The sequence below is a fragment of the Vibrio sp. 10N.261.51.A3 genome (assembly GCF_041471965.1).
Taxonomy (GTDB): domain Bacteria; phylum Pseudomonadota; class Gammaproteobacteria; order Enterobacterales; family Vibrionaceae; genus Vibrio; species Vibrio crassostreae_C.
This window is the reverse complement of sequence record NZ_JBFRPK010000021.1, coordinates 74,360-99,274: the sequence shown is the minus strand read 5'-3', so window position 1 is coordinate 99,274 and position 24,915 is coordinate 74,360. Positions and strand designations below refer to the sequence as shown.

General features: G+C 43.6%; 18 protein-coding genes. 6 read left to right on the top strand and 12 right to left on the bottom strand.

Annotated features, from left to right (window positions below; all coding sequences use genetic code 11):
• Positions 1 to 12: 12 nt before the first annotated feature.
• From AB4371_RS05650 to emrD, 5 genes are all read right to left on the bottom strand, one after another.
• Positions 13 to 1,353: an HlyD family type I secretion periplasmic adaptor subunit gene (locus AB4371_RS05650; protein WP_017070029.1), complete on the bottom strand. Its 1,341-nt coding sequence runs from the start codon at positions 1,351 to 1,353 to the stop codon at positions 13 to 15.
• Positions 1,346 to 3,031 carry a type I secretion system permease/ATPase gene (locus AB4371_RS05645; RefSeq protein WP_017062120.1) on the bottom strand — a complete coding sequence of 562 codons (1,686 nt, stop codon included), beginning with the start codon at positions 3,029 to 3,031 and terminating at the stop codon, positions 1,346 to 1,348. Before AB4371_RS05645 ends, AB4371_RS05650 begins: the two co-directional genes overlap by 8 nt.
• Before the next feature lie 156 nt (positions 3,032 to 3,187).
• Complete coding sequence (gene xthA, locus AB4371_RS05640; RefSeq protein WP_372149226.1) at positions 3,188 to 3,994, bottom strand: exodeoxyribonuclease III; 807 nt, start codon at positions 3,992 to 3,994, stop codon at positions 3,188 to 3,190.
• Between the two features lie 169 nt (positions 3,995 to 4,163).
• Positions 4,164 to 6,254 (bottom strand): S9 family peptidase, encoded by a 2,091-nt coding sequence (locus AB4371_RS05635; RefSeq protein ID WP_372149267.1) that lies wholly within the window; start codon positions 6,252 to 6,254, stop codon positions 4,164 to 4,166.
• Between the two features lie 348 nt (positions 6,255 to 6,602).
• Entirely contained in the window at positions 6,603 to 7,808 is a 1,206-nt protein-coding gene (gene emrD / locus AB4371_RS05630) for a multidrug efflux MFS transporter EmrD (RefSeq protein WP_017065927.1), read from the bottom strand.
• 499 nt (positions 7,809 to 8,307) lie between these two features.
• On the opposite strand from emrD, the gene AB4371_RS05625 reads away from it, so the two are divergent.
• Positions 8,308 to 10,425, top strand: a complete 2,118-nt coding sequence (locus tag AB4371_RS05625; protein WP_017070026.1) for a methyl-accepting chemotaxis protein — start codon at positions 8,308 to 8,310, stop codon at positions 10,423 to 10,425.
• A 112-nt stretch (positions 10,426 to 10,537) separates the two neighbouring features.
• Here the strand turns inward: AB4371_RS05625 and AB4371_RS05620 are convergent, their stop codons facing one another.
• The 5 genes from AB4371_RS05620 to dinG form a co-directional block, all read right to left on the bottom strand.
• Positions 10,538 to 11,671, bottom strand: coding sequence for a JmjC domain-containing protein (locus AB4371_RS05620; RefSeq protein ID WP_372149224.1), 1,134 nt, complete (start codon positions 11,669 to 11,671; stop codon positions 10,538 to 10,540).
• A gap of 50 nt (positions 11,672 to 11,721) precedes the next feature.
• Positions 11,722 to 11,892 (bottom strand): pleiotropic regulatory protein RsmS, encoded by a 171-nt coding sequence (gene rsmS / locus AB4371_RS05615; protein ID WP_017055021.1) that lies wholly within the window; start codon positions 11,890 to 11,892, stop codon positions 11,722 to 11,724.
• Positions 11,882 to 12,430 (bottom strand): primosomal replication protein, encoded by a 549-nt coding sequence (locus AB4371_RS05610; protein ID WP_017070024.1) that lies wholly within the window; start codon positions 12,428 to 12,430, stop codon positions 11,882 to 11,884. Before AB4371_RS05610 ends, rsmS begins: the two co-directional genes overlap by 11 nt.
• A 22-nt stretch (positions 12,431 to 12,452) precedes the next feature.
• Positions 12,453 to 13,232, bottom strand: coding sequence for a TSUP family transporter (locus AB4371_RS05605; RefSeq protein ID WP_017062114.1), 780 nt, complete (start codon positions 13,230 to 13,232; stop codon positions 12,453 to 12,455).
• Positions 13,233 to 13,360: 128 nt separating this feature from the next.
• The gene (gene dinG, locus AB4371_RS05600) at positions 13,361 to 15,436 is read right to left on the bottom strand and encodes an ATP-dependent DNA helicase DinG (RefSeq protein WP_136978344.1); all 2,076 of its coding nucleotides are present in this window, start codon (positions 15,434 to 15,436) and stop codon (positions 13,361 to 13,363) included.
• 513 nt (positions 15,437 to 15,949) lie between these two features.
• Between dinG and AB4371_RS05595 the strand changes: the two genes are divergently transcribed.
• Together AB4371_RS05595 and AB4371_RS05590 are read left to right on the top strand one after the other, a co-directional pair.
• On the top strand, positions 15,950 to 16,915 hold the full coding sequence (locus AB4371_RS05595) for a porin (RefSeq protein ID WP_372082689.1): 966 nt from the start codon (positions 15,950 to 15,952) through the stop codon (positions 16,913 to 16,915).
• Between the two features lie 133 nt (positions 16,916 to 17,048).
• On the top strand, positions 17,049 to 17,720 hold the full coding sequence (locus AB4371_RS05590) for a DUF2057 family protein (RefSeq protein ID WP_372149264.1): 672 nt from the start codon (positions 17,049 to 17,051) through the stop codon (positions 17,718 to 17,720).
• A gap of 63 nt (positions 17,721 to 17,783) precedes the next feature.
• Here the strand turns inward: AB4371_RS05590 and AB4371_RS05585 are convergent, their stop codons facing one another.
• Entirely contained in the window at positions 17,784 to 18,512 is a 729-nt protein-coding gene (locus AB4371_RS05585; protein WP_372082691.1) for a pseudouridine synthase, read from the bottom strand.
• Between the two features lie 321 nt (positions 18,513 to 18,833).
• On the opposite strand from AB4371_RS05585, the gene AB4371_RS05580 reads away from it, so the two are divergent.
• Entirely contained in the window at positions 18,834 to 21,059 is a 2,226-nt protein-coding gene (locus tag AB4371_RS05580; RefSeq protein ID WP_104216126.1) for an NADP-dependent isocitrate dehydrogenase, read from the top strand.
• A gap of 327 nt (positions 21,060 to 21,386) precedes the next feature.
• Here the strand turns inward: AB4371_RS05580 and cspD are convergent, their stop codons facing one another.
• Complete coding sequence (gene cspD, locus AB4371_RS05575) at positions 21,387 to 21,608, bottom strand: cold shock domain-containing protein CspD (protein WP_004736548.1); 222 nt, start codon at positions 21,606 to 21,608, stop codon at positions 21,387 to 21,389.
• Between the two features lie 585 nt (positions 21,609 to 22,193).
• Here cspD and clpS point away from each other — a divergent pair.
• The gene (gene clpS, locus AB4371_RS05570) at positions 22,194 to 22,514 is read left to right on the top strand and encodes an ATP-dependent Clp protease adapter ClpS (protein WP_372109827.1); all 321 of its coding nucleotides are present in this window, start codon (positions 22,194 to 22,196) and stop codon (positions 22,512 to 22,514) included.
• A 39-nt stretch (positions 22,515 to 22,553) separates the two neighbouring features.
• Entirely contained in the window at positions 22,554 to 24,827 is a 2,274-nt protein-coding gene (clpA, locus tag AB4371_RS05565) for an ATP-dependent Clp protease ATP-binding subunit ClpA (protein ID WP_017062108.1), read from the top strand.
• Positions 24,828 to 24,915: the final 88 nt, after the last annotated feature.

Here is a 24,915-nt window from a genome sequence, read left to right as displayed (position 1 = left end):
TTGTGCGCTTGGTTAAATTTCTCTCATTGCCTTATAGGCGCTCACAGAGAGTGGGTTGAGTAGATACTCGAGCGGTGTTTGTTGCTCAAGTAATATCATCACTTCTGCGGGCATGCCCGGATACAATGAGATGTTTTCTAATGCTTCTAGCTCAGACTTATCTAACGATACTCTCGCTAAGTAAGCAGAAGATCCTGTAGCTTGATCGCTAATGCGGTCAGCCGAAATATGGACTAATTTTCCACGAATCGGTGGTGTTTTACGGAAACTGTATGCAGTCAGTCTTACTTGGGTATCCAAGCCAATTCGTAAGGCTTCAATGTCTTCTGGCTTGACTAACGCTTCTACAATCAACTCGTCATTTTGCGGAACCAATTCCATTAAGGTTTCACCGGGTGGAACAATGGCATTTTCGGAGACCACATTAAGTCCAACCACCACACCACTTTGAGGTGCTCTTATTTCAACCCGGGTAAGAATATCTTGAGCATTGACCATAGCTTCTCTGGTTTCATTCAGCTTTCGTTCTAAATCTTGTATCTCTTCGCCGAGCGTTTTGGCGTAAGTATAATCCGCGTTGATCAGCTCTAATTTCGCTTCGGCGATGGTGCGCTTGGCGTGTCCGATTCTAGCTTTGAGGTCAGCAACGTTACCTTGTAATTGAGAGCGTTCTCGCTGTAAATCCAATAAGCGAGATTTGGATGTGTTACCGGAAACAAGCAAATCTTGGTGCATTTGTACCTGTTCTTCTAAATACTTCAGGCTTCGATTTCCGGCTAAGAATCGTTGTTGGAAGCCTTGCAGATCAAGTTTTGATTGCTCGACTTTTTGCTGTAACACATCGGATTCACCGGATTTTAACGATTGTCTTTTGCTGAAAAGTTTACTCTGCGTATCAAGTAAGCTTGATACGTTTGGGTCACTCATAAGGGAGAGTAATCTCATATCAAATTGAATTTCTTGATGACTCGCTAACTCTGATTGTAAGCGGTTCAGCCGCGCTAAATCACTTTGCCACTGAGCTCTTAGCCTTAGAAGCGATGCTTGAGCTTGTGTGTGACTTAACGTGATGAGCAGTTCGTCTTTTTGAACATGGTCGCCGTCAGAAACATGGACGATTTCTACAATCCCGCCTTCTAAGTGCTGAATGGGTTTTCGCTTTGATTCTACGATAATCACGCCTGGCGCAATGGCAGCAGAAGAAAGCGGGGCTAGGTATGCCCAAGCAGCAAAGCCACCAAGAGTAGTCACAAGAACTAACCAGATGAACACCTGTATTTTGAATGTAGAAAAGATCAGTTTTCTACCATCGTCGAAGTGAATACCTTTATCGTCATGATGAATACTAGCCATTCGACACCTCCGAGGAAGCGACATTGAAGAGCGACCGGACAACTTTACTCGCTTCGCCTGCTTGCGTTATCTGGCCGTTTTTCAATTCAACAACCCAATCGACATGTCTGAGTAAGCTTGGGTTATGCGTTACCATCACGACAGAAATGGATTTCTCTTTCGCCAATTGTAATAGCGAAACAAGAAACTCTTCGCCTTCTTTGTCGAGATGGGAATCAGGCTCATCAAGCACGAGTAGCTTAGGTGAGAAAACCAATGCTCTTGCGATGGCAAGTTTCTGGGCTTGTCCACCAGATAACTGATGACCAAAAGAACCGATAATCGTTTCATATCCATTCGGTAAGGCGACAACAGCATCATGCACACCGGCTTGAATAGCGGATCTGACGATTTGGCTATCCGTAACGTTGGAATCAAATCGGGCGATATTTTGTTTGACAGTGCCATGTAAAAAGTCGATGTGCTGAGGAACATAACCGACGGTGTGTTTGAACTGATTCAGATTCCACAACTCAACATTGAGTCCATCGATAGAAATGCCACCTTTTGAGGGCGATATGCCGTTAGTGATCATTTTGCAGATGGAAGACTTACCTGACCCGCTAGGGCCTATCAATGCGACTCGATTTCCTGATTCCAGTCTTAGCTTCAAACCATTAAGAGTCGGCTTGTTAAGTTTTTCAGACGCGAACCATGTGACGTTGTCGATGACCAGATCACCTTTAATTGTTTCCAACTCGGTTCGCTCGGTATGTTTAGTATGAGAAGCAAATTCCTTAGCTAAGCGTTTGTTTGCATCCAAACCAGTTTTCCATGCTTGAATACCACTAGAGAGCATCTCAATTGGCTGGAGTGCTCTCGCCATTAGGATTGAACCCGCAATCATTCCACCAGCAGACATGGCATTTTGAATGACTAGACTTGCTCCGACAGCCATGATGATGAGTTGAAGGACCATACGTATGTAACGAGAAAATGCACTCAGTGAACAGGTGGCTTGATCTAAATGGCTTCGAGACCAGCTCTTCTCCGCCAATATTTCTTGGTAGGTCTGACTTAAACCTTGTTGTTGATGTTGGCTAAAGATCGTGGCGTGTTTTTGAAAGCACTCGTCGTTTTTTCTTTGTGTTGCGAGCTGGCTTAAGTAAGTGGTTTTAAAGTGCTTAGATTTAACCCAATGAGAAAGCAATGTTGTCATGAGAATAAAAACAACGGCACCCACACCGACTAATCCTATATATGGATGAATCGCAAACATAATAATAAGAAAAAGGGGAGTGAATGGCAGATCAAACATGACAAAGTAGGCTGGAGAAGAGAGTAGGCTCTTTACCTCACTTATATCGTTGAACAGATGTTTTTCTTTTGATTTCGATGAGAAGGAGGTTTGTTCAAATAGCTGCTGAGACGCGATAAATTCAAATTTGATCGCTTTCTTTTGTGCATACTTGGCTCTAGACGCGTCAAGGAACGCTTGGGCTGTAAGTAGGAACACAGCAATGAAAGCCAAGAATAGAAGCGTATCTAAACTTTGACTTGAGAGGACTCGATCAAACACTTGAAGGCTGAATAAGGGAACGACTAACATCAATACGCTGATCGCTCCGCTGACCACCATCATCGGAAGTAAACTACGCAGATTAATTGGATTTATACCGGCCCAAGGCTTTGCGTCCATACAAAACTCTCTCCATTGGTTGTCCAAATAGTATAGATGGGCAGTGGCGAGAATGTGAACTATCTCAAGCTTTTTGAGTGGATTTGAGCTAAGTAAAAAAAATGCACAAGCTAAACAAAAGCTTGTGCATTTTTGATTTGAAATTTAATTTGGATTTTACTTAAACGTCGACCAAATCGGAGCGTGATCTGACGGTTTTTCAATGCCGCGTAGCTCGTAATCGATGCCAGCTTCAGTACACTTATCAGCAAGCTTTTGAGTCGCTAGGACTACATCAATACGCAGGCCGCGGTTGTCTACGAAGCCTTTTGAGCGGTAATCAAACCACGAGTATTGATCATTCACTTCAGGGTGCAGCAAGCGGAAGCTGTCTACAAAGCCCCAATCCATCAATGTTTTCAACCATTCGCGCTCTTCTGGTTGGAAAGAACATTTACCTGTCTTTAACCAACGTTTCGCATTAGGTTCACCAATGCCGATGTCTGCGTCGATAGGGCTGATATTAATGTCGCCCATCACAATCACTTGCTCATCTCTGTTGTGATAGTCGTTTAGGTAAGTCATTAAGTCTTTGTAGAACTGGCGTTTGTACGGGTATTTTGTTTCATGCTTGATGTTATCCCCTTGAGGGAAGTAGCCATTTAGCACGGTAACCTTTTCACCATTTTCATCTTCAAACGTCGCCATGATCATGCGTTTTTGATGGTCTTCATTATCTGTTGGGAAACCCTTCTGCACAGAGATAGGCTCTTGCTTACACAACATTGCCACACCGTAGTGGGCTTTTTGACCGTGGAAGTAAACCTTATAGCCCATTGCTTCAACATCAGCAATTGGGAAGGCTTCATCGTGCACTTTTATCTCTTGCAGACCAATCACGTCGGGTTGGTGTTTGTCGATAATAGCTTGCAGTTGGTGAAGGCGGGCTCTAAGACCGTTGATGTTGAAGCTAATTACTTTCATTTGTTTTTATACCTCTCGTAAACCTTTGTCACTGCTTGTTTTTAAAGGTTTTTGATTTGGTGGATTTCATGGTTCATCGTATTTAACCATGCTTAATAATTTCTGTCGCCACTTTGTAGAGACAAAATGGCGACATTAAATGATGTGAATACTTACAGTTACGTAGAATCTATTGAGTCTTAAGTAAATCCAAAAAGAACGCGTATTCAAGTGCGTCTTCTTTTAATCGTTTAAATCGGCCAGAAGCGCCACCGTGACCGGCTTCCATATCGGTTTTGAACAGCAATACGTTGTTGTCTGTTTTCATTTCACGCAGCTTCGCAACCCATTTCATTGGCTCAAAGTACTGCACCTGTGAGTCATGCAGGCCTGTCGTTACCAACATGTTCGGGTAGTTTTGTACCTTAATGTTGTCGTACGGTGAGTACCCCAGCATGTAATCGTAGTAGGCTTTATCGTTCGGGTTACCCCATTCGTCATACTCATTGGTGGTTAGAGGGATCGATTCATCGAGCATGGTTGTCACAATGTCTACAAACGGAACATGTGCACCAATACCACGGTACAGTTCTGGTGCTTGGTTGATGATTGCTCCCATCAATAGACCGCCAGCAGACCCCCCAACGGCGAACACTTTATCTTTCGCGCCGTAGCCTTCTTCAACAAGCTCTTTGGTTACATCAATAAAGTCGTTGAACGTGTTTTGCTTGGTCAGTTTTTTGCCATCTTCATACCAAGGGCGACCAAGCATTTCTGAACCGCGGACATGTGCGATGGCATAAACAAAACCTCTATCCAGTAGGCTTAGGCGAGTTGAGCTGAAGGTAGGTTCAATCGTAGAGCCGTAAGACCCATAGCCGTATTGGTAGATTGGGTTAGTGCCGTCTTTCTTAAATAAGTCTTTACGATAAACCAAAGAGACAGGAACTTGCTTACCATCGCGAGCCGTAATCATGATTCGCTCTGATTGATAGTTATCCGCTTCGAAATCACCTAATACGGGTGTTTGCTTCATGAGTTCGGATTCACCTGTACTTAGGTCGAAATCATAGTAAGTACCTGGCGTGGTTAAGCTGCTGTAATAGATACGAACTTTTGCGTTATCTAATTCATAGTTACTCGTTAGGTAAGCGGCAAATGCGGTGTCGTTAAATTCAAGTGGAAACTCGTGGCCTGTTGAGAGTTGGCGAACTTTCACTGTAGACAAGCCATCCGCGCGTTGCTCGTAGACAAGATGGTCATCAAACAACTCGAAATCTACAAGCTGAGTATTATCGTCTGCTGGGATGACATCGACCCATTTTGAGCGATCATGCATCTCTTCAGCTGTGACTTTCATTAAACGGAAATTGACCGCTTGGTAGTTGGTGTAGATGTAATACCAATCACCTAGCTTAGCGATGCTGTACTCTATGCCGGTCTCTTTTGGGTAGAAAGCCTCAGCTGTAGCCTTTGGGTTGTTGGCATCGATGACTGAGACACCGCTGGTTTCTGTGCTCGAATGCCAAATGTAGACCTGTTCACCATCTTTGCTTTTACTCAAAGAGGTGTAGTAAGCACTATCGGTCTCTTCGTAGATTAACTGATCGCTTGCTTGAGCGCTGCCTAAAACGTGGCGGTAAACTTGATAACCCAGCAATGTTTGTGGATCTTTTTTGATGTAGTAGAAGGCTTGGTTGTCGTTTTGCCACGCGATTGCACTTGAAGCGCCTTCAATTTCATCTTTTAGGTATTCACCTGTTGTGAGGTCTTTGATCTTGATGGTGTAAATTCGTCGGCTCAGCGTATCTTCGCCATAGGCCAACAAGTTTTCGTCTGGGCTGATCGTTAAGCCACCAATACTGAAGAATTCATGCTCTTTTGCTAGCTCGTTAACATCTAAGATGACTTGCTTGTCTGTGCCTAAAAAGTTTTTTTCACGCAGGTGAACTGGGTATTCGTTGTCGCCTGTGACCTTATTCGAGTAGTAGTAACTGCCTTTGCGAACCGGTACCGAATTGTCGTCTTTTGCGATTCGGCCTTTGATCTCTTGAAATAATTGTTTTTGTGCTGCTTCTGTATGTTTTAACACTGTATCTGCGTACTGATTCTCTTGCTCAAGCTGTTGCAAAATCTCTGGATCTTGGCGTGCATCATCGCGCATCCAGTAGTAATCATCGATTCGGGAGTCACCATGAATCGTCATTGCGTGAGGGACTTTCTTAGCAACGGGTGCTTGGGTTTGCTGAGCGACGAGCTGTGATTGAGCGTAGTGGTTCATGGTTGATATTCCTTGATTGCTGCATCCGGCGACAAGCGCTATTGATACGACTAATGTGGTTAAAGCGATACGCATCTATATATCCCTAGTGTGCACCTTACTCTTTTTGATGCCAGCATCCTTTGTTGTGAGAGTTCAGGTACGTTGGTGTTGTTCCAGTGATATTATTTATAATTGGATTCTAGATATGCACCTTCATCGTAAGTGTCTGTTATTGTTTTCAAAAAATCAAAGCAATGTTAAATGAAATTACTGATACGTGAGAGTGGAAGGAATAAATGTGCAACAAAAAGGGACACACTTTTCAGTATGTCCCTTTCCTTTGTTTAGCAAGATTCGAGTTTTACGTTAAATAGCCAATGGCATTTCGTTTGAGTGGTCAGGTTTACGATTAACCCAACGTAAACCAAGCATAGCGATGAATGACATAGCAATCATCAAGCAACCGAGTGGCAGTTGGTCTTGAGCTGGGAAGAACGATGCCAATAGTGTTGCGATGCCAGCACCTAGATTTTGCATACCACCTAAAATCGCACCTCCAGTACCAGCGTGGTACGGGAATGGCGAAAGTGCCCCTGTTGTTGCTGCTGGGAATAATATGCCAGCGCCCAAGAAGTAAATTGTGGCACCGCCAATCAAAGTTAATGCTGTTGTTTGACCAAACAGACCCGGTATCAATACCACTGTTGAGCCTACCAATATCGCAACCAGACCAACATTCAATGCACGGCGCTCAGAGCGACGTTGTGCGATGTAACTAGATAAGCCTGCACCGACTAAGTAACCTGGAATAGGCAAGACAAACAGCAAGCTTACTGTGGTTGCCGGTAAGCCAAGTACGCCACCAAGCAACACACCTGCCGCTGCTTCAAATACGGCTACACCAGCAAAGGTTGCGACTAATACCAATAAGAAACCTTGGAAACGTTTATCAGACAGAACGAACTTGTAGCTGTTGGCAACCGATTCATGCTTGCGTCGTTCTTTCGGCAGTGTTTCCATCATGCTCGTCATCATAGTGATCACAACAGCAATACCAAACAGCGCAAGGAATAAGTAGCTAGAACGCCAGCCGAAAACTTCTGTTAGGTAACCACCCAGTACAGGAGCCATCAATGGTGAGAAAATCACACACATGCTAATCAAGCTGTTTGCACGGTGCAGCTCTGCGCCTTCAAAACAGTCGCGAGTCAATGTACGAGACATCGCACCACCACAACCGATGCCCAAACCTTGGATAAAGCTGCCCGCTAAGAACCATTCATATTCGTGAGCGAACAATGCTACCAAAGTACCGATGATGTAGATGATCAAACCAATCACGATGATCGGTTTACGACCTAGGCGATCTGAAAGTGGGCCGTAAACAAATTGCGACAGACCATAAGGGATCAAGTAACACGCCATCACTGCCTGCAGTGAAGATGCCGAAACTAAGAACTCACCTGCCATATGACCGATAGAAGGCACGTACATCGTTTGAGTCATTTGACCTACGGCAGTCAGAATAGCGATTAAAAAGGTAAGTTTCGCTAATGGAAACGAGGCGGACATTTGCGTATCTCTCCAAAAATTAAGACGTAAAAAGCCTTAGCGCTCCATTAAAGGAGAGCCAAATGAATAAAGTGTTCAGGGAATCTAGGCGTGAGATATTAGAGCTTGATTGCGGGCTTAGCAATCAAAAAGTGTGAAGTTGATCAAGATAAAAATCTATAACTTGGATTATAAAAACTAATCCGAAGTTACTGCATTTTAAAGAGGGAGAGGGTGGAGTGGGCTTCCTTTAAATATCGATGTTCTGGCTATGTCCAAAGCGCTAAAACCTAAGCAACACAGCTAATGATTATATGAGTACATCATTTGAAATCACAGAAAAAAGGAAGAAAACACGCTCTATTAACATTTGTATAAACTTTCGTTTTATATGTAAGCAATTTGTGCTGTAATTATCCGCTAAGCTATTCGTCTAACTCATTTACATTGTGTACAGCAATTCGTTGTCGATGTGATAGTTATGGTTATGGAAGTCTTTTGGCTTAAATAAGGATATTAAATGCGCTCTCTATCGGTACAGTGGAAAATAACCCTCTTAGCAGGTTGTTGTTTAATCATTACGTCACTGTCTCTTATTGGTTTCTCGATCTACAACGCGACGAGCAATCAACAAGTCATCAAATCTCAAAGTTCAGAATCAGTTATCAATAAAACTCAGCAGTTGCTGGCGTCTGTTTCTCAGCTAAACGCTCAAGAAACTCAACGTTATGTAGACGAAGCTATTTACCGCGCAGAGATGCTTGCGGCCAGTGCTCAGTTTCTAAAAAACAATGCAGACGAAAACTTTACACCAAGTGAAGAGCTTCGTACCGCCTTGGATGAAATGGTTCGTCGCTCGGTTTTAAACTTCGACTCTATTCAAGGAGCGTATCTAGTTTTCAAGCCTGACTTGCTCGATAGTGAAGATGCGAATTATGTCGATGCTGATTATGTTGGTTCTAACGAAAAAGGTCGTTTTGCTCCTTACTGGAAGGTGGCAGATAACGGTGAAAATGTTCTAGCGAACGTTCTTTCAGAATCTATCTTGAATGATGACAGCAATAGCGAACGTTTTTACTGTCCTTTGTCTTCAGGGCAAACGTGTATTAGTACGCCGAGAGTCGTGAACAGTGGTGGTGTAGCACTACTTACGTCCTCTATTTCAGTCCCTATTTTGGTTGACGACGTTGCTATTGGTTTTCTTGGTATTGATCTAAGACTTGATGGTTTAACCAGTGTGATTACTCAATCTGACCAGAGCTTGTTTAACGGTGCGGGTAAAGCTTACGTGGTTAGTCTAGATGGTTCGGTCATCGCTTCTGATGATTCAAGCATTGCAGTCGGTTCAACTTTCCAAAGTGGCAATACAAACAGTGATTTAATGACCGACTTTATCTTTGGTGGTGAAGTGACAACGCAATGGAGCGAGAACGGTGAGTGGTTACTTGCCTTTGCACCTGTTGTTGCAGCTAACCAAACTTGGGGGGTGTTGTTTGAGATCCCAAGAGACAGTGTCGTCGCTGACGCAAATAAATTGGATTCCATCATTAGCACTAAGCTAAGTGAAGGCATCAAAACAGAAGTGATCGCCGGTACAGTGTTTATTATCTTTGGCTTAGCCATTATCGCGTTTGCCTCGTTGTCTATTGTGAAGCCGATTCGTCAGGTTGTGGAAAGGTTGAATGACATCGCTTCAGGTGAAGGTGATTTGACGCAGCGCTTGGAAGTGAAGTCTCAAGATGAAATCGGTCAGTTGTCAAAAGGATTTAACCTGTTCCTAGATAAGCTGCAACACACAATCAAAGAAGTCATTCACACCACAGAACAAGTGGCAAATACTACCAGCCAAGCGAAAGCATCAGCATCAAGTACTCGTGAAAGCAGCGAGTCTCAATTTAAAGAAGTGGATCTAGTCGCGACAGCGGCCGAAGAGATGACTCAAACTGCGGGCTTAGTGGTACAAAATGCAGAAGTGGCCGTTGATGCAGCGTGCGAAGCGAATCGTTCTGCTCAACAAGGGCAACAAGTCATCGAACTTTCAGCAGGTGAAATGAGAAAGCTGGTGGAGCGTATGTCGAGTGCTGTTCCTATTGTTGAAGAATTGGCAAAAAATAACGGAAACATCACCGAGATCTTAAGTGTGATTGAAGGGATCTCTGAGCAAACTAACTTACTGGCATTGAACGCGGCGATTGAAGCGGCTCGTGCTGGCGAACAAGGTCGTGGGTTTGCGGTTGTTGCGGATGAGGTAAGAAACCTCGCAAGTCGCACCCAGTCATCGGTTGGTGAGATCAGAGCGGTGATCGACAAGGTTCATGCTGGAACTCAAGATGTCGTTGAAGCAATACAAGAAGGCAATATCCTAGCTAACGATACAGCACTACACGTTCAGAAAGCAGTTGAAGATCTGGGGTCGATCTTTACTTCTATTGAGGCGATCAGTGATATGAACAGTCAGATCGTTCGAGCAGCCGAAGAGCAACAATCGGTTTCCGGTGAAGTAAATCAAAGCGTGGTTAATATTCGCGATTTGAGTGCGAAGATCTTGGAGCAAGCCGCGGCTTCTGAGCAAGTCGGCAATGAAATTGACCAACTGTCTCAACAACAACAGAAGTTGGTCAATCAGTTCAAGGTATAAGCATTAAGCCTTAACCAGTTCTTGAATAGAAAAAGGGACAAATGAAGATTTCATTTGTCCCTTTTTTAATTGTTTATTTAGAGGCTATGCAATAACCAGCGGTTGACGCTGCTTACTCTTCGATAAACCAGTAGCCTTTGTTGACCAATTCAGTCACGACAGTTATGCCCGAAGGAGATAGGGCAGTAGCCGAGGTAATCATGGTCTCATCGCAAAGTATGTTGAGTAACGAAGAATCCGCTTCATCAACCTTAACCACTTCGCCATTGATGTAAGCCGTGTTGCTTTCATTTTCGTGGTAGAGCGCCTTTAAGCCTGATACTCGGTGAATCTCACCTTCAGACTCTATGTGTTGAGCGATCTCTTCTTGAGTCCATAGTGGCTCTGGAGCAACGATATCAAGCTGGTGGCGTGATTGGCTTAGCAGACAACCCATGAATTCACTGATGGTTTCAGGTTGCTCTAGTGCAGATTTCAACATGCCTGCGAGATTACTTAAATCCGATGAACGAATTTTTCCGTAGCCTTCTTGCATTTTGAATTCTGGATCGTGCAGGTGTACGTCACCCATATCATGAGCAAGCACAAAATCGGCAAAGTTGCTGATCAGTTCTTGTTCTTTAGGCGAGCGGTAGCCAATAGAGTAGCTCATTGACGGCTCTAACGTGCTCCCTTCATGTGGGAAACCTGGTGGGATATAAAGGATATCGCCCGGCTCTAAAGTTTCATCAATGATTGGGTCAAAACCTTCAATTTGACGAAGTGCAGACGCTTGAACAGTCTCTTTGTATTGGCCAACATCTTTAGCGCCAACCTTCCATTGACGTTTGCCTTGACCTTGAATGATGAAGACATCGTATTGATCAATATGTGGGCCTACGCCGCCTTCAGGTGCTGAGTAGCAGATCATGAGATCGTCGAATAACCAGTTTGGTAACGCTTGGAACGCCTCAGTCAGCTGATTTGCGCCTTGGTGCCAGTGGTTCGCTGCTTGAACGATCAGTTGCCAATGAGTTTCGGTTAATTCGCCAAACTTTTCTTCAGAGAATGGGCCGTGTTCTGCAGTCCACTGATTGTCGAGGTTAGAGACAAAGCGAGAATCCACTTCTTCTTCCATCGATAAACCAGCAAGTTCTTCCGGCGAAATTGGGTCGACGAAGTTTTGGAAGCCACCCTTTAAGATGGTTGGTTTTTTATGCCAGCAGTTTTCAAGAAACTCGGGCATAGAAAAGCTGAGTTGGTACATGTGAATCCTGTATATTTTTATGCTAGATGCTAGATGCTAGATGCTAGATGCTAGATGCTAGATGCTAGTTTGGCTTGTAAATCTTGCTGGACAATTTTGATTGCTTCTAACGCGACTTTTGGATCGATTTCGTTGCTTTCGAGCAGATAGATCAGGTCGACAGCTAACTTAACTTCTTCTGGTGCGTTATCCAGTGGTGATGGTGTGTTATCAGTGTTCATTTCGCTTAGGGTTCTCTAAGTTAATCAGTCTCTCAATATTTTTCATTGAGTCTTCACAGCGTTCTAATCGCTCTTTTGCTAACTGCCAAGCCTCTTCCGCTTTTTTCTTACTGTGGCGAGGCGCAGAATCAAACGCTAACTTTCGTACTCGTACTAAATCGACCAATCGCTTTTGCCAGTCTTGGTGCTGGGCGAGTTCGTTGTATAGGTCGTTCAGGGTTTTCCCTGACTTGCTTTTTCGGTCCAAGCGTAAATCGTGGTTGGCTAACTCTCTTTGGATTGCTGCAATCTGATTGGTCAGCTTTTCTGTCAGGTAGTTGGCTCTGGACGCGGTCAGTTGATTTGAGGTTTGTTCACGTACAATGGTGCGGTACGTTGCCTGAGTTTCAAGTGCATAGGGAAGCAAAACAGAGGCGCCGCATTTAAATAAGGCTCGGTCAAACAAGGCTTGATGATAAGCCCCTCGAGATTTGTCAACCTGCGAGCAATGGCCAATCAAGGTATCAATAACACTTTTTAGCTTTGAAAATTGATTCATTTCACTTCCCGTTGGCTACTGCCTATAAGTTCACAAACCAAGCTTCGTATGCCAGTTTAATTGCAAGTACGCTTACAACTGTAACAAACACAGGTCTTATAAATGTAGCACCGAACCGAATAGCAGAGTGAGCGCCAACAAATGCACCGGCCATCAAACAAAGGCCCATGGTTAAACCTAGAACCCAATCAATATGACCAAGAATCGCGAAGGTCACCAAAGAGGTAAAGTTACTGGTAAAGTTCATGGCTTTGGATAGACCAGAGGCAAGTAAGATGTTTAAGCGATAAAGCGCCATAGAGCTTACCGTCCAAAACGCGCCAGTTCCTGGGCCAGCAACCCCATCATAAAAGCCAAGAATGAATCCTTGGTACTTTTGTTTTCTCTTAAGCACAGGGCATGGCTTAGGAGACACATTATGGCTCACATCTGGAGTCTTATGAAAAATGGTATAGACCGCTGCGGCAAGAATGACTAACGGCAATACCTTCTCTAACCACTCGGTGCTAATGGCATCAACAGTGAGTGTGCCGATGGTCGCACCTATTAAAGTAGATATGAATGCATTGACCCAACACTCAGGCTTGAACAGCTTTTTACGGTAGTAAGTGAATGCAGCTGTAGATGAAGCGAAGGTTGCTGCAAGCTTGTTAGTACCCAATGCGATGTGTGGCGGTAAACCAAGTGACAGTAAAGCTGGAACGGTTAACATCCCTCCGCCACCTGCGACAGCATCAATAAAGCCTGCTGCAAATGCAACCAGAGCAAGTATGACCAACATGGTTGGCTCAATCATTTCCATAAATAGCTAGTGTTCTCGTTATCGGCTGATAGGGCAGCCACATGAAAAATCTATGGATTAGTCATGTTGGGTTGTGAATGCAAGGGCCTAGCGATGAAGGCCCATAACTACCTCAAGGGCAGGGGATATTAGTATTTTATTGTTCTTTTAAAAGGCGGTAGTGAATCGAGTAGGGACTTTCCGTATCGCTTCGTTACTATGCGTCTATCAAGGATCGTGACTTTACCAGAATCTCTTTCCTTACGCAGTAGTCTACCCACAGATTGAATAAGCTTTTTACTCGCATCTGGAACAGTAATCTGCATAAAAGGGTTACCACCGCGTGATTCAATATATTCTGAATGTGCTTGCTCTACGGGAGAGGTAGGAACACCAAAAGGAATCTTGGTAATAACGAGGTTTTCAAGAAGCTCACCCGGTAGATCAAGACCTTCAGAAAAGCTGCCAGTTCCAAAAAGAACGCTGGTTTTACCTTGGTCTATTAGCTTTTTATGTTTTTTTAGAATTTCAGTTCGTGAAGTATCGCCTTGAACCTGCAATGCCCACGACTTTTTAACGAAATCTGTTGTTAAAGCCTCTGCAACTTTGTTCATTTGCCAGTAAGAAGAGAATAGAACGAGATTGGCTTTTTTGTCTTCTATTACCTTAGGCAAAATTTCAATAAGATATTCGGTAAACTGAGGTGCTTGTGGTTCGTACTTCATTGCCGGAACGATCAACTCAGCTTGATTCTGGTAATCAAACGGTGATGCCAAAGCCAAAAATTGTACGCCATCTTCTGCTTTTTGGCTGATACCTGCTTGATGACAGAAAAAGCTGAAAGAGTTGAGCGCCCTCATGGTCGCAGATACTAATACGGCACCCACACAGCGGCTCCAGATTTGTTGATCCAGTTGCCAACCTACCTCTAGTGGCGAAACATTCACAACGAAATCGCCTTCGCTTTCTTTGTTAAGTTCGAGCCAACGAGCCAAAGGAGCACCTTTTTCTCTCTTCGGTTCAGCCATTAAGCGCCAAACTTGAGCAAGGTTCTCTGTTCTTTGTATATAGAAGCCAATTTCTGCCAGTGCCGGCTCTGCAAGCTTTGCTGAAAGCTCGCCGTCTTTAACTCGTTCCGCAATCAGGTCTGCAATCTTCGCAACTGCTTGGCTCGCCTTTTGTGTGAGTTGCTTGAGGTCTTTTGATTCATTCTCAAGCCACTCAGGTAAGTCGCCATGTTCGAAGCGATACAAGCCGTCTTCAAAGTGGTTAGCGTCAAACTGTTTACTCATTTGAGTCAGGGTAGGGATCAGCTGTTGCACTGAGTCTTGCAGCTCATTTCGAAATCGATGGACACGTTTCTCGTCAGCGAGGCCTGAAAGCTTAGTGATTGATTGATTCAAACGCTCCAACCACGATGCTGCGCCTTTTAAGCTCGCAGCCGCAGAAGAGTGATCTCTGGCTACATGCGGTAAATGGTGAGCTTCATCGAATATATAGATGCTATTTTCTGGTTCAGGCAGTATCACGCCGCCGCCTAAGTCTGCATCAGCCATCACTAAACTGTGATTGGCGATAATCACGTCTGCTTTATCTAGCTCTGAGCGAGCTTTCTGGAAAGGGCAGTCTCTATGCGTAGGCATACTGTTGTTACAGCTGTGCTTATCGCTGACAATCATCTGCCAAATCATGTTGTCGATGGGTTTTGGCCACGAATCACGGTCACCATCCCATTTACCTTGGGTTAGGCTACGATACATGGTTTGAAGTTGGTCGATATCCTTCTTCTTTGGCTTAGATTCGAACATGGCCATTTGTCCGCCATCAACCCCGCAGGCAGCGGCTAGCTTTTCGGAACAACAATAACGCTGTCTGCCCTTCGCTAATATGAAAGAAAACTCTCGATCAGTCAGTCTTCTATATAGAGGGAGATCTTTATTGACGAGCTGTTCTTGTAGCGCAACCGTCGCCGTTGATATGACTATTTTTCGGTTATTGAGCACAGCGACAGGAATAGTTGCCATTAAATAAGCCAGTGATTTCCCGATCCCGGTTCCCGCTTCTGCAACAATCATGCGATTACTTTTGTGGTATTGACCACAAAGTGTCTTCGCTATTTCTGCAACAAGGTAATTTTGAGCACGTCGAGGTACAAAGTTGTCCAACTGATCTTGGAGGTTTTGATAACTGGTGCGAATAGATTTTTGAATTTTAGTAGTTAGCATACTGTGACCTACGTAACGGAGCGAGGATAGTAGCACATATCACTAGTCGGTACATTTACGGTGAAATAGCTTGCTTTTGAATCAAAGGTAGATCTTGTTCACAAAAAAAAACTGAACCATCAGGAACTTAACTATTTTATTTATGTTGCGAAATATAAATATTAAAAAAGACTTGCTTGTAGGTGTTAAATCCTGAGGTGTGGCGTTTTTACAAGTTGTTTGTGGTGTTAAATGCTGTTTTGTTCTTTTTTTGGATTATTATATTTCCTGATAAAACTAAGGATAAGCTGCTCGTAAAACTATGAAAAAAAATGTAAGTGATTGATTTTGATTGCTTTGTGTTTTTTTTAGGTTTGTTTTTAGTTTATTTGACACGCAGGATAATCTTTTGCAATCTAGACCTCGAAATTTAGTGACGGTGATTAACCAACAAAGAGTGGTAATGACCAGTCATAAAAATAAAAGGGAACCGGGCAAGGATCTCCCATTCTTAGAAAAGGCAGTGGATTTATTATGAAAAAGACTCTATTAGCACTAAGTGTTATGTTTGCAGCAACATCGGCACAAGCAATCGAAATTTACAACCAGGAAGACTTATCTGTTAACCTAAGTGGCGACATCGAAGTTGTTTACGTTAAAGGTTTTGCAAAAGATTCAGAATTCCAGCAAGAAATTCAAGATGCTGACTTTGGATTTGATGTTCGTTATGCGCTTAATGACGAGCTAACTTTTGGCGGTTATTGGGAGTTTGATGGAGCATCTGGTGAAGTAACTGGCGGTTCTTCTACATCTGCAGATGTTGGTGATGTCTATGTGGCTTTATATACTCAAAACTACGGTTCTGTGAAGGTTGGTCGTACGTGTGGCGCGCTAGACGATGCTGGTGTTGGTTCTGATTACCAGTTTGGTGTGAGCTCTTTCTTCGAAAATGGTAGTGAGTTCTGTCAAGATGAAATGATTCGTTATGATATCGATACAGGGACATTCTATGCTACAGCATCTCTTGCTCAAGATGAGAATGACAGCACAGATGCTCTTGGCAAAGATGGAGCGTATTACGATCTTAAACTTGGTGGTCGTGTAGCTGATTTTGATTTCACTGCATACTATGGCTACGCAGAATTGGAAAAGATGGCGCCTGGCGCGGACGACGCTATTTGGGCATTAGAAGCTCGTTTCTCTGGCGTTGAAAGCTTGAATCTTGAGTTGGGCTATTACGCGACAACAATGGATACAGGAGTTGTAAAAGTAGATGCAGATACTATCGCTTTTGCTGCTGATTACACTATTGATGCAGTAACTATCGGTGCTGGCTACAGCACTTCTGATAGTGACAACAATGACAATGACGCCGACAACTGGTTTGTAAATGCTGGTTACGGCTTTGCTCCGAACACTACGGCTTACATTGAAGTTGGTGGTACAGACCAGAAAAACACGGACACTGGTGTTGCTGTAGGTGTTAAAGCTAGCTTCTAATTGAGTTTAGTTAAAAACTTTCTTATAAAGCCACCTCAGGGTGGCTTTATTTATTTTTACAGTTTAATATTTCATATAATAATTACTTAATTATTTTTGGCAACGTGCCTGATGAAAGGAGTCAATCTCTGTGATGTTTAAAAAGCAATTATTCTTTGTTTTAACTATGCTTGCATTTTCTGCACATGCTATAACTCTGGTTCCTAGCAAAGGTGTCTCTGTTCTTTACATTAATGGTGTAGAGGCTGATTCTAAATTGGGGACGAATATAATAAGAAATGGTACGACTCAAGTTGTTGTCCGAATGGACAAAGAAGTTGGTCGTGGTAGTGGTAATAGCGTATTTACTTCTAAGCCATATTTATTAACGTTTGAAGCAGGTGGGAATGAAATTAAATTGGATCACCCGGTTGCTCGAAGTAAAAGCGAAGCGGAAAAAGCTTTCAGAAAGCAAAACCCCGATTGGCGTTTAACTCAAGACGGTAACGAACTTGTCTATCAACAAGAGTTACTTCAAGGCAAGAAAGGTCTACTTCCATTTATGGGAATGGACAAGCTTGTAAAAGAACATAACGATCAACGAGGAATCACGTTTGTCGATGGTGCGTTAGTCACTGCCACGACTACTGCGATAGCTCCTTCTCCAGTTACAACTCAATCGGATACTCCGAAACTAGATCTTAAAACTGCCCCAAGCGTTGTGGGAAGTGTTACTCAAAATGTCGAGCAATTGAAAGCTTGGTATCTAAAAGCTTCTAAAAAAGAGCGCAAAGAATTCCGTAAGTGGATGATTGACCAAGAGTAATCAATCTTCATGTGTAAAAAAGCGAGATATAATAAATATCTTGCTTTTTTATATTGCTATGAGTTAAATCTCTTTCCACTCACCAGGCTGCAGCTGCCCCACATTCATATTACCCATTGAGTAACGGATAAGACGCAGGGTAGGGAAGCCGATATTGGCTGTCATGCGTCTTACTTGGCGGTTACGTCCTTCAATGATTGTAATAGCCAACCATGTTGTCGGTATCGCGGCTCTGAAGCGTACTGGAGGGGTTCTATCCCACACAACAGGTTCAGACATCACCTCAACCTGAGCGGGCAGTGTCATGCCGTCTTTTAGTTCGACACCTTTTCTCAATTTATCTAAATCTTCCTCAGAAGGTGCGCCTTCAACCTGTACCCAGTAAGTCTTTGGGGATTTTGAGTTTGGTTGAGTTAGCTTAGCTTGAAAAATACCATCGTTGGTCAAGACCATTAACCCTTCGCTGTCGCGGTCAAGGCGACCTGCAGCATAAACGTCTTTCACTGGAATAAAGTCCGCTAGCGTTTTTCTCCCTTCGCCATCTGTAAATTGGCTTAGAGTATCGAAAGGCTTGTTGAACAGAATTACTTTGCGATCCTCGAGTGCTACCTTAGGTTTTGTGTTGGTAGGCTTGCCTTTATATCGGTGCTTGCTTGAGTGAGATTTGTTGTGCGAATTGCCAGTGTTATTCTTATCACTGCTTCGGCTTTGTCTATTACCGCTTTGTTTTAATGTTGCACCAGAACGAGCCGGTTTGTCTGAACGAGATGCGCTGCGTGAGCGAGTAGACATGTTAACTACCTTGCAAAAATGTAAACGAAGTGTGCTGAAAAGTTTTCACTGAAACGGAATTGAGCTATCATTTGCGCGCCTAAAAGACACAAAATAGAACAAGTTGATGGACTCTTAAGCCTGATTTGTTTAATTATACCTTCGTGTTTTATTATAACAACGCACTCACGGATTTGGTTCATGCTGTCATCAAGATTGTATGAAAAATAAGATAGAGTAAGACTATCGAGTAAGCAGTTTTCACTCTTAGAGTGGCTTACTGGTCAATTTATAACACGCTCACTACTTTAAATGAGCTTGTAAGAACTATAGGGAAATTTCATGCCTACTGAAAAACCAACGATCATCTATACCATTACAGACGAAGCTCCGGCGCTAGCAACATACTCTCTGCTGCCTATCATTCAATCTTTTACAGCTTCTTCTGGTATTAACGTTGATACTCGCGACATTTCACTTGCAGGGCGTATTATTGCCAACTTCCCTGACTATTTGAACGAAGAGCAACGTATTGGTGATGCATTAGCAGAACTAGGTGAATTGGCTAAGACACCAGAAGCAAACATTATCAAGCTTCCAAACATCTCTGCATCTGTACCTCAGCTTCAAGCAACAATCAAAGAGCTACAGTCAAAAGGTTACGCACTTCCTAATTACCCAGAAGAAGCAAACACTGACGAAGAGAAAGCAGTAAAAGCGACTTACGACAAAATCAAAGGCAGTGCAGTAAATCCAGTATTGCGTGAAGGTAACTCGGATCGCCGCGCTCCACTTTCTGTTAAAAACTACGCGAAGAAGAACCCACACTCAATGGGTGCTTGGTCTGCAGATTCTAAGTCGCACGTTTCAAGTATGGACGACAAAGACTTCTTCGGTAGCGAAAAGTCAGTAACCATTGAAGGTGCTACAGAAGTTAGCATTGAATTCGTTGGCAAAGATGGTGCGAAGAAAACATTGAAGCCAGCTTTTGCACTGCAAGATAAAGAGATCATTGATGCGTCAGTGATGAATAAGGCCGCTTTGGTTGCATTCTTCGAAAAAGAAATCGCATCGGCTAAAGAGCAAGGTGTACTGCTTTCTCTTCACTTGAAAGCGACGATGATGAAAGTATCTGACCCAGTGATCTTTGGTCACGCGGTTAAGGTTTACTACAAAGACGTATTTGCTAAACACGGTCAGCTGTTTGAAGAGCTAGGCGTTGATGTAAATAACGGCATCGGTGATGTCTACGCGAAGATTGATGCGCTTCCTCAAGAGCAGAAAGAAGCAATCGAAGCTGACCTGCAAGCGGTATACGAGACTCAGCCACCACTAGCGATGGTTGATTCGGACCGTGGCATTACTAACCTACACGTACCAAGCGATATCATTGTGGATGCATCTATGCCTGCAATGCTGCGTTCTTCTGGTCAAATGTGGGATCCAGAAGGTAAGCAAAAAGATACCAAAGCAATGATCCCAGATCGTAGCTACGCGAGCATTTACCAAGCGGTTATTGATTTCTGTAAAGAGAACGGCGCGTTCGATCCAACAACGATGGGTAGCGTACCAAACGTTGGCTTGATGGCTCAAAAAGCGGAAGAGTACGGTTCTCATGATAAGACTTTCATCCTTGAAGCTGCTGGTCAGGTTCAAGTTGTTGACGCTTCAGGCGCTGTGCTTCTTGAGCAAGACGTAGAGGAAGGCGATATCTTCCGTATGTGTCAGGTTAAAGATGCACCAATCCAAGACTGGGTTAAGCTTGCGGTAACGCGTGCTCGTGCATCGGGTGTTCCAGCGGTATTTTGGCTAGATGCGTCACGCGCACATGATGCTCAGCTTATCAAGAAAGTTGAAGCATACCTTCCTGAATACGATACCGATGGTCTTGAAATTAAGATCCTTGCTCCACTTGAAGCGACTCAATACTCACTGGTTCGTATCAAAGAAGGCCTAGATACTATTTCGGTTACTGGTAACGTATTACGTGATTACCTAACTGACTTGTTCCCGATTTTAGAGCTTGGTACATCAGCTAAGATGCTATCGATTGTTCCACTAATGAACGGTGGTGGTCTGTTTGAAACAGGTGCTGGCGGCTCTGCTCCTAAACATGTTCAACAAGTAGAGAAAGAAAACCACCTGCGTTGGGATTCTCTAGGTGAATTCTTGGCACTAGCGGCATCTCTAGAGCACCTGAGCGTAGTAACAGGTAACGCTAAAGCACAAGTTCTAGCTGATGCGCTTGATAAAGCGACGGGTGAGTTCCTTGATAACAACAAGTCTCCTTCACGTCGAGTAGGTGAGCTTGATAACCGTGGTAGCCACTACTATCTAGCGGCATACTGGGCTAAGGCGCTTGCTGAGCAAACGGCTGACGCTGATCTTGCTGCTGAGTTTGCAGGTGTGGCAAGTCAACTGGCTGAAAGTGAAGAAGCGATCGTTGCAGAGCTGAACAACGCTCAAGGTGTGGCTGGCGACTTAGGTGGTTACTACCTACTTGACGATGTATTGGTTTCAACACTAATGCGCCCAAGCTCAACGCTAAACGCGTTTATTGATGCATAGTGATTGGACTCATCGTTAGTCACTCATGAACGTGATTTGCTAACGAGTTGCTTAGGCTGATAGCTAAGTTATAGATAAAGTCAAAACGAAAGACGCTTTAACGATAATGTTAAAGCGTCTTTTTTCTGTCTAATACTTCTTAAGACCTAGCTTAAGGGGAGTAGCTCTTCGAGCTCATTGTCCAGTGAGCAACTTTAGAGCCCCCAAAACGAAAAAAACCGCTCACGTAATCCTGTGTTACAGGTATTAAATGAGCGGTTTCAATATTCTGTTTACCTGTCAGCCGTTAATGACGACTGATGGAGGTTAACATGAGTTTGCATTCGCCTATTTTGCGGCGCTGCCTTCTACAGGAACAACGGAGCTAGCATGCGAGCCTTTAGGTCCACTTTCTACTTCATAGTCGACCTGCTGACCAGCCTTTAAGGTTCGATAACCTTCCATTTGTATTGTGGAGTAGTGCGCGAAAATATCGCCGTCTTCACCTTCTGGACAAATAAAGCCAAACCCTTTGGCATTGTTAAACCATTTTACTGTACCTGTAGCCATGCTATACATCCCTCATGCATTTTGTTACTAACGTTGTTATATCAATTGTTGTAAGTGCGATTGATATCATTCCTACCAGCTAAAGAATTTCAGCTAATAGCTTGAATCTCGTACATTGCTTACGGAAATTAACGCTACCCTGCGTAATTATTCCTTATTGTTAATTTTTGAAGCGTGTTACTGATTTTAATTCATGTTGCAAAAGTGTATTAAAAAACCTTTTAGCTCCAATGTAGCTAATGATTGAGCACAGTCAATAGTAAATTGGTATAAAATTGATCAATTTTAATAACAAATCACATTCGAGATTAACCGCAAACTATTAACCAAATAGTAACTTAGCGGTAATATTATCGTTAGCATCAATAGTTATGGCGTCTTTTTAATCAATCACATATGTTAATCTTGTTAATCGAGATCTTTTATTTGCAGCGATGGAAATGGTGGATTAGGCTCAGTATAGAGGAATATTTTTTGGTACTGTTTCTAGGTGCAGTTTCTTAGTACACCGTAAAGCGTGAATGTGGTAAATTTGAGTTAGGTAAACACTCACGACTTCCGAAAAATAACCCTTAGCAAAGCGATATGAGCAGAAACTTTGAATGGGCATCTCCAGGCTCAGATTTACTGGAGAAAGAAGCAACAAAAGTAAAGCCACCGGCGATGTATAACGTTGTGTTGAATAACGATGACTACACGCCCATGGACTTTGTAATCGAGATCCTAGAGCGATTCTTCTCACTAGATATCGAAAAAGCAACGGAAGTGATGCTCAAGGTTCATTATGAAGGTAAAGCTATATGCGGCACATACAGTGCTGAAATAGCGGAAACAAAGGTAGCGCAGGTCACGATGTACTCAAAGGAAAATGAGCATCCGCTACTATGTACAATGGAGCAATTATAAATTGCTCGAACAACACTGTTGTTCCCTTAGGAGGTACTTATGCTAAATAAAGAATTAGAGACGAGTTTAAATGGCGCATTTGCTCGTGCGCGAGACAAGCGACATGAATTCATGACTGTCGAACACCTCCTACTAGCATTATTAGAAAATGATGCGGCCAAGGAAGCGCTCCAAGCTTGTCAGGCTGATCTCGATGCTCTTCGCAATGAGCTCGATATTTTTATCGATCAAACGACCCCACTTATCCCTGAAAGCGACGAAACTCGCGAAACTCAGCCTACGTTGAGCTTCCAACGAGTACTTCAACGCGCTGTTTTTCATGTTCAATCTTCAGGTCGCAGCGAAGTAACAGGTGCTAACGTACTTGTGGCTATTTTTAGTGAGCAAGAATCTCACGCGGCATATCTTCTCAAGAAAAACGACATTAGTCGCTTAGATATTGTTAACTTCATCTCACACGGTATTACCAAAGCGAGCAACGAAGGCGACAGTCCTTCATCATCCGATTCATTTGGTGGTGCAGAAAATGCTGAAGAAGCTAACTCTGAAGACCGTTTAGAAAATTTTGCTACTAACCTTAACGAAGTCGCAAAGCAGGGCAATATTGACCCACTAATCGGTCGTGACAAAGAGCTAGAACGCACTATCCAAGTTCTGTGTCGTCGTCGTAAGAACAACCCTCTGTTAGTGGGTGAAGCGGGGGTAGGTAAAACTGCCATCGCGGAAGGTCTTGCATGGCGCATCGTTGAAGGACAAGTGCCTGAAATCATTCAGAGCAGCGTAATTTATTCTCTAGATATCGGTTCACTGTTAGCCGGAACCAAATATCGTGGTGACTTTGAGAAACGTTTTAAAGCGATTCTTAAGCAACTGGAGAAAGAAGAAGACGCGATTCTGTTCATCGATGAGATCCACACCATTATCGGTGCCGGGGCTGCATCGGGTGGTCAGGTTGATGCGGCAAACTTAATTAAACCACTACTAAGCAGTGGCAAATTACGTTGCATCGGTTCAACAACGTACCAAGAGTACAGCAGTATTTTTGAGAAGGAGCGTGCTTTAGCTCGTCGCTTCCAGAAAATAGATATTATTGAACCATCGCTAGACGATACGACCAAGATCCTGATTGGCTTGAAGCCAAAATACGAAGCTCACCACGAAGTGCGCTACACCAACAAAGCGTTGCGTGCCGCTGTGGAACTGTCAGCTAAATACATTAATGAACGCCACCTTCCTGATAAGGCCATTGACGTAATCGATGAAGCGGGCGCTCGTAGTCGTTTGGCACCTGCAAGCCGTCGTAAGAAAACGGTAAGCGTGGCTGATATTGAGTCAATGGTTGCGAAAATGGCGCGTATTCCTGAAAAGTCAGTATCGTCTTCAGACAAAGATACACTCCAGAAACTGGATGAGCGCATGAAAATGTTGGTATTCGGACAAGACCCTGCAATCGATGTATTGAGTGAAGCGATTAAGCTGACCCGTGCTGGATTGGGTGCAGACAATAAACCTGTTGGTTCATTCTTGTTTGCTGGTCCTACTGGTGTCGGTAAAACAGAGGTGACTGTTCAGCTGTCTAAGTTGATGGGTATTGAGCTTCTGCGCTTTGATATGTCTGAGTACGGTGAGCGACACTCAGTGAGCCGCTTGATTGGTGCGCCTCCTGGTTATGTTGGTTACGACCAAGGTGGTTTGCTAACGGATGCCGTAATCAAGAACCCGCACTCTGTTGTGTTACTGGATGAAATCGAGAAAGCTCACCCAGATATCTTTAACTTGCTACTGCAGGTAATGGATAACGGCACGCTAACTGACAACAATGGTCGCAAAGCGGACTTCCGCAATGTGATTCTAGTGATGACGACCAACGCAGGTGTGGCTGAAACCGAGAAGAAATCGATCGGCCTGATCCAACAAGATCATGCGCCAGATGCGATGGGCGAAATAAAGAAGGTATTTACTCCTGAGTTCCGTAACCGTCTTGATAATATCATTTGGTTCAACAGCCTTGACCCAAGTGTGATTAGCCAAGTAGTTGATAAGTTCATTGTCGAGCTTCAGGTTCAACTGGACGCTCGTGGCGTGTCTTTAGAGGTTTCTGAGGATGCTCGTCACTGGTTAGCTGATAAAGGCTATGACAAGACCATGGGTGCTCGTCCAATGGGACGTGTTATTCAAGAGAAGCTTAAGAAACCACTTGCTAACGAGTTACTGTTCGGTAGCTTGGTTGATGGCGGTACGGTTAAAGTATCCCTGAAAAAAGACGAATTGGATTTCATCTATGTTGGTGCTAAAGAAGAGGTCATGCACTAACGAAGTGATTGATAAATCAAAGGCTTAAATATAAAACGCATGACTTAGGTTGTGCGTTTTTTTATGCTTGCGAGATGCGAGATGCGAG

Excerpts from the sequence above, each read along its gene's own strand:
- AB4371_RS05650 (WP_017070029.1), bottom strand. The coding sequence starts at position 1,353 with ATGGCTAGTATTCATCATGACGATAAAGGTATTCACTTCGACGATGGT.
- AB4371_RS05645 (WP_017062120.1), bottom strand. The coding sequence starts at position 3,031 with ATGGACGCAAAGCCTTGGGCCGGTATAAATCCAATTAATCTGCGTAGT.
- xthA (WP_372149226.1), bottom strand. The coding sequence starts at position 3,994 with ATGAAAGTAATTAGCTTCAACATCAACGGTCTTAGAGCCCGCCTTCAC.
- AB4371_RS05635 (WP_372149267.1), bottom strand. The coding sequence starts at position 6,254 with ATGAACCACTACGCTCAATCACAGCTCGTCGCTCAGCAAACCCAAGCA.
- emrD (WP_017065927.1), bottom strand. The coding sequence starts at position 7,808 with ATGTCCGCCTCGTTTCCATTAGCGAAACTTACCTTTTTAATCGCTATT.
- AB4371_RS05625 (WP_017070026.1), top strand. The coding sequence starts at position 8,308 with ATGCGCTCTCTATCGGTACAGTGGAAAATAACCCTCTTAGCAGGTTGT.
- AB4371_RS05620 (WP_372149224.1), bottom strand. The coding sequence starts at position 11,671 with ATGTACCAACTCAGCTTTTCTATGCCCGAGTTTCTTGAAAACTGCTGG.
- rsmS (WP_017055021.1), bottom strand. The coding sequence starts at position 11,892 with ATGAACACTGATAACACACCATCACCACTGGATAACGCACCAGAAGAA.
- AB4371_RS05610 (WP_017070024.1), bottom strand. The coding sequence starts at position 12,430 with ATGAATCAATTTTCAAAGCTAAAAAGTGTTATTGATACCTTGATTGGC.
- AB4371_RS05605 (WP_017062114.1), bottom strand. The coding sequence starts at position 13,232 with ATGGAAATGATTGAGCCAACCATGTTGGTCATACTTGCTCTGGTTGCA.
- dinG (WP_136978344.1), bottom strand. The coding sequence starts at position 15,436 with ATGCTAACTACTAAAATTCAAAAATCTATTCGCACCAGTTATCAAAAC.
- AB4371_RS05595 (WP_372082689.1), top strand. The coding sequence starts at position 15,950 with ATGAAAAAGACTCTATTAGCACTAAGTGTTATGTTTGCAGCAACATCG.
- AB4371_RS05590 (WP_372149264.1), top strand. The coding sequence starts at position 17,049 with ATGTTTAAAAAGCAATTATTCTTTGTTTTAACTATGCTTGCATTTTCT.
- AB4371_RS05585 (WP_372082691.1), bottom strand. The coding sequence starts at position 18,512 with ATGTCTACTCGCTCACGCAGCGCATCTCGTTCAGACAAACCGGCTCGT.
- AB4371_RS05580 (WP_104216126.1), top strand. The coding sequence starts at position 18,834 with ATGCCTACTGAAAAACCAACGATCATCTATACCATTACAGACGAAGCT.
- cspD (WP_004736548.1), bottom strand. The coding sequence starts at position 21,608 with ATGGCTACAGGTACAGTAAAATGGTTTAACAATGCCAAAGGGTTTGGC.
- clpS (WP_372109827.1), top strand. The coding sequence starts at position 22,194 with ATGAGCAGAAACTTTGAATGGGCATCTCCAGGCTCAGATTTACTGGAG.
- clpA (WP_017062108.1), top strand. The coding sequence starts at position 22,554 with ATGCTAAATAAAGAATTAGAGACGAGTTTAAATGGCGCATTTGCTCGT.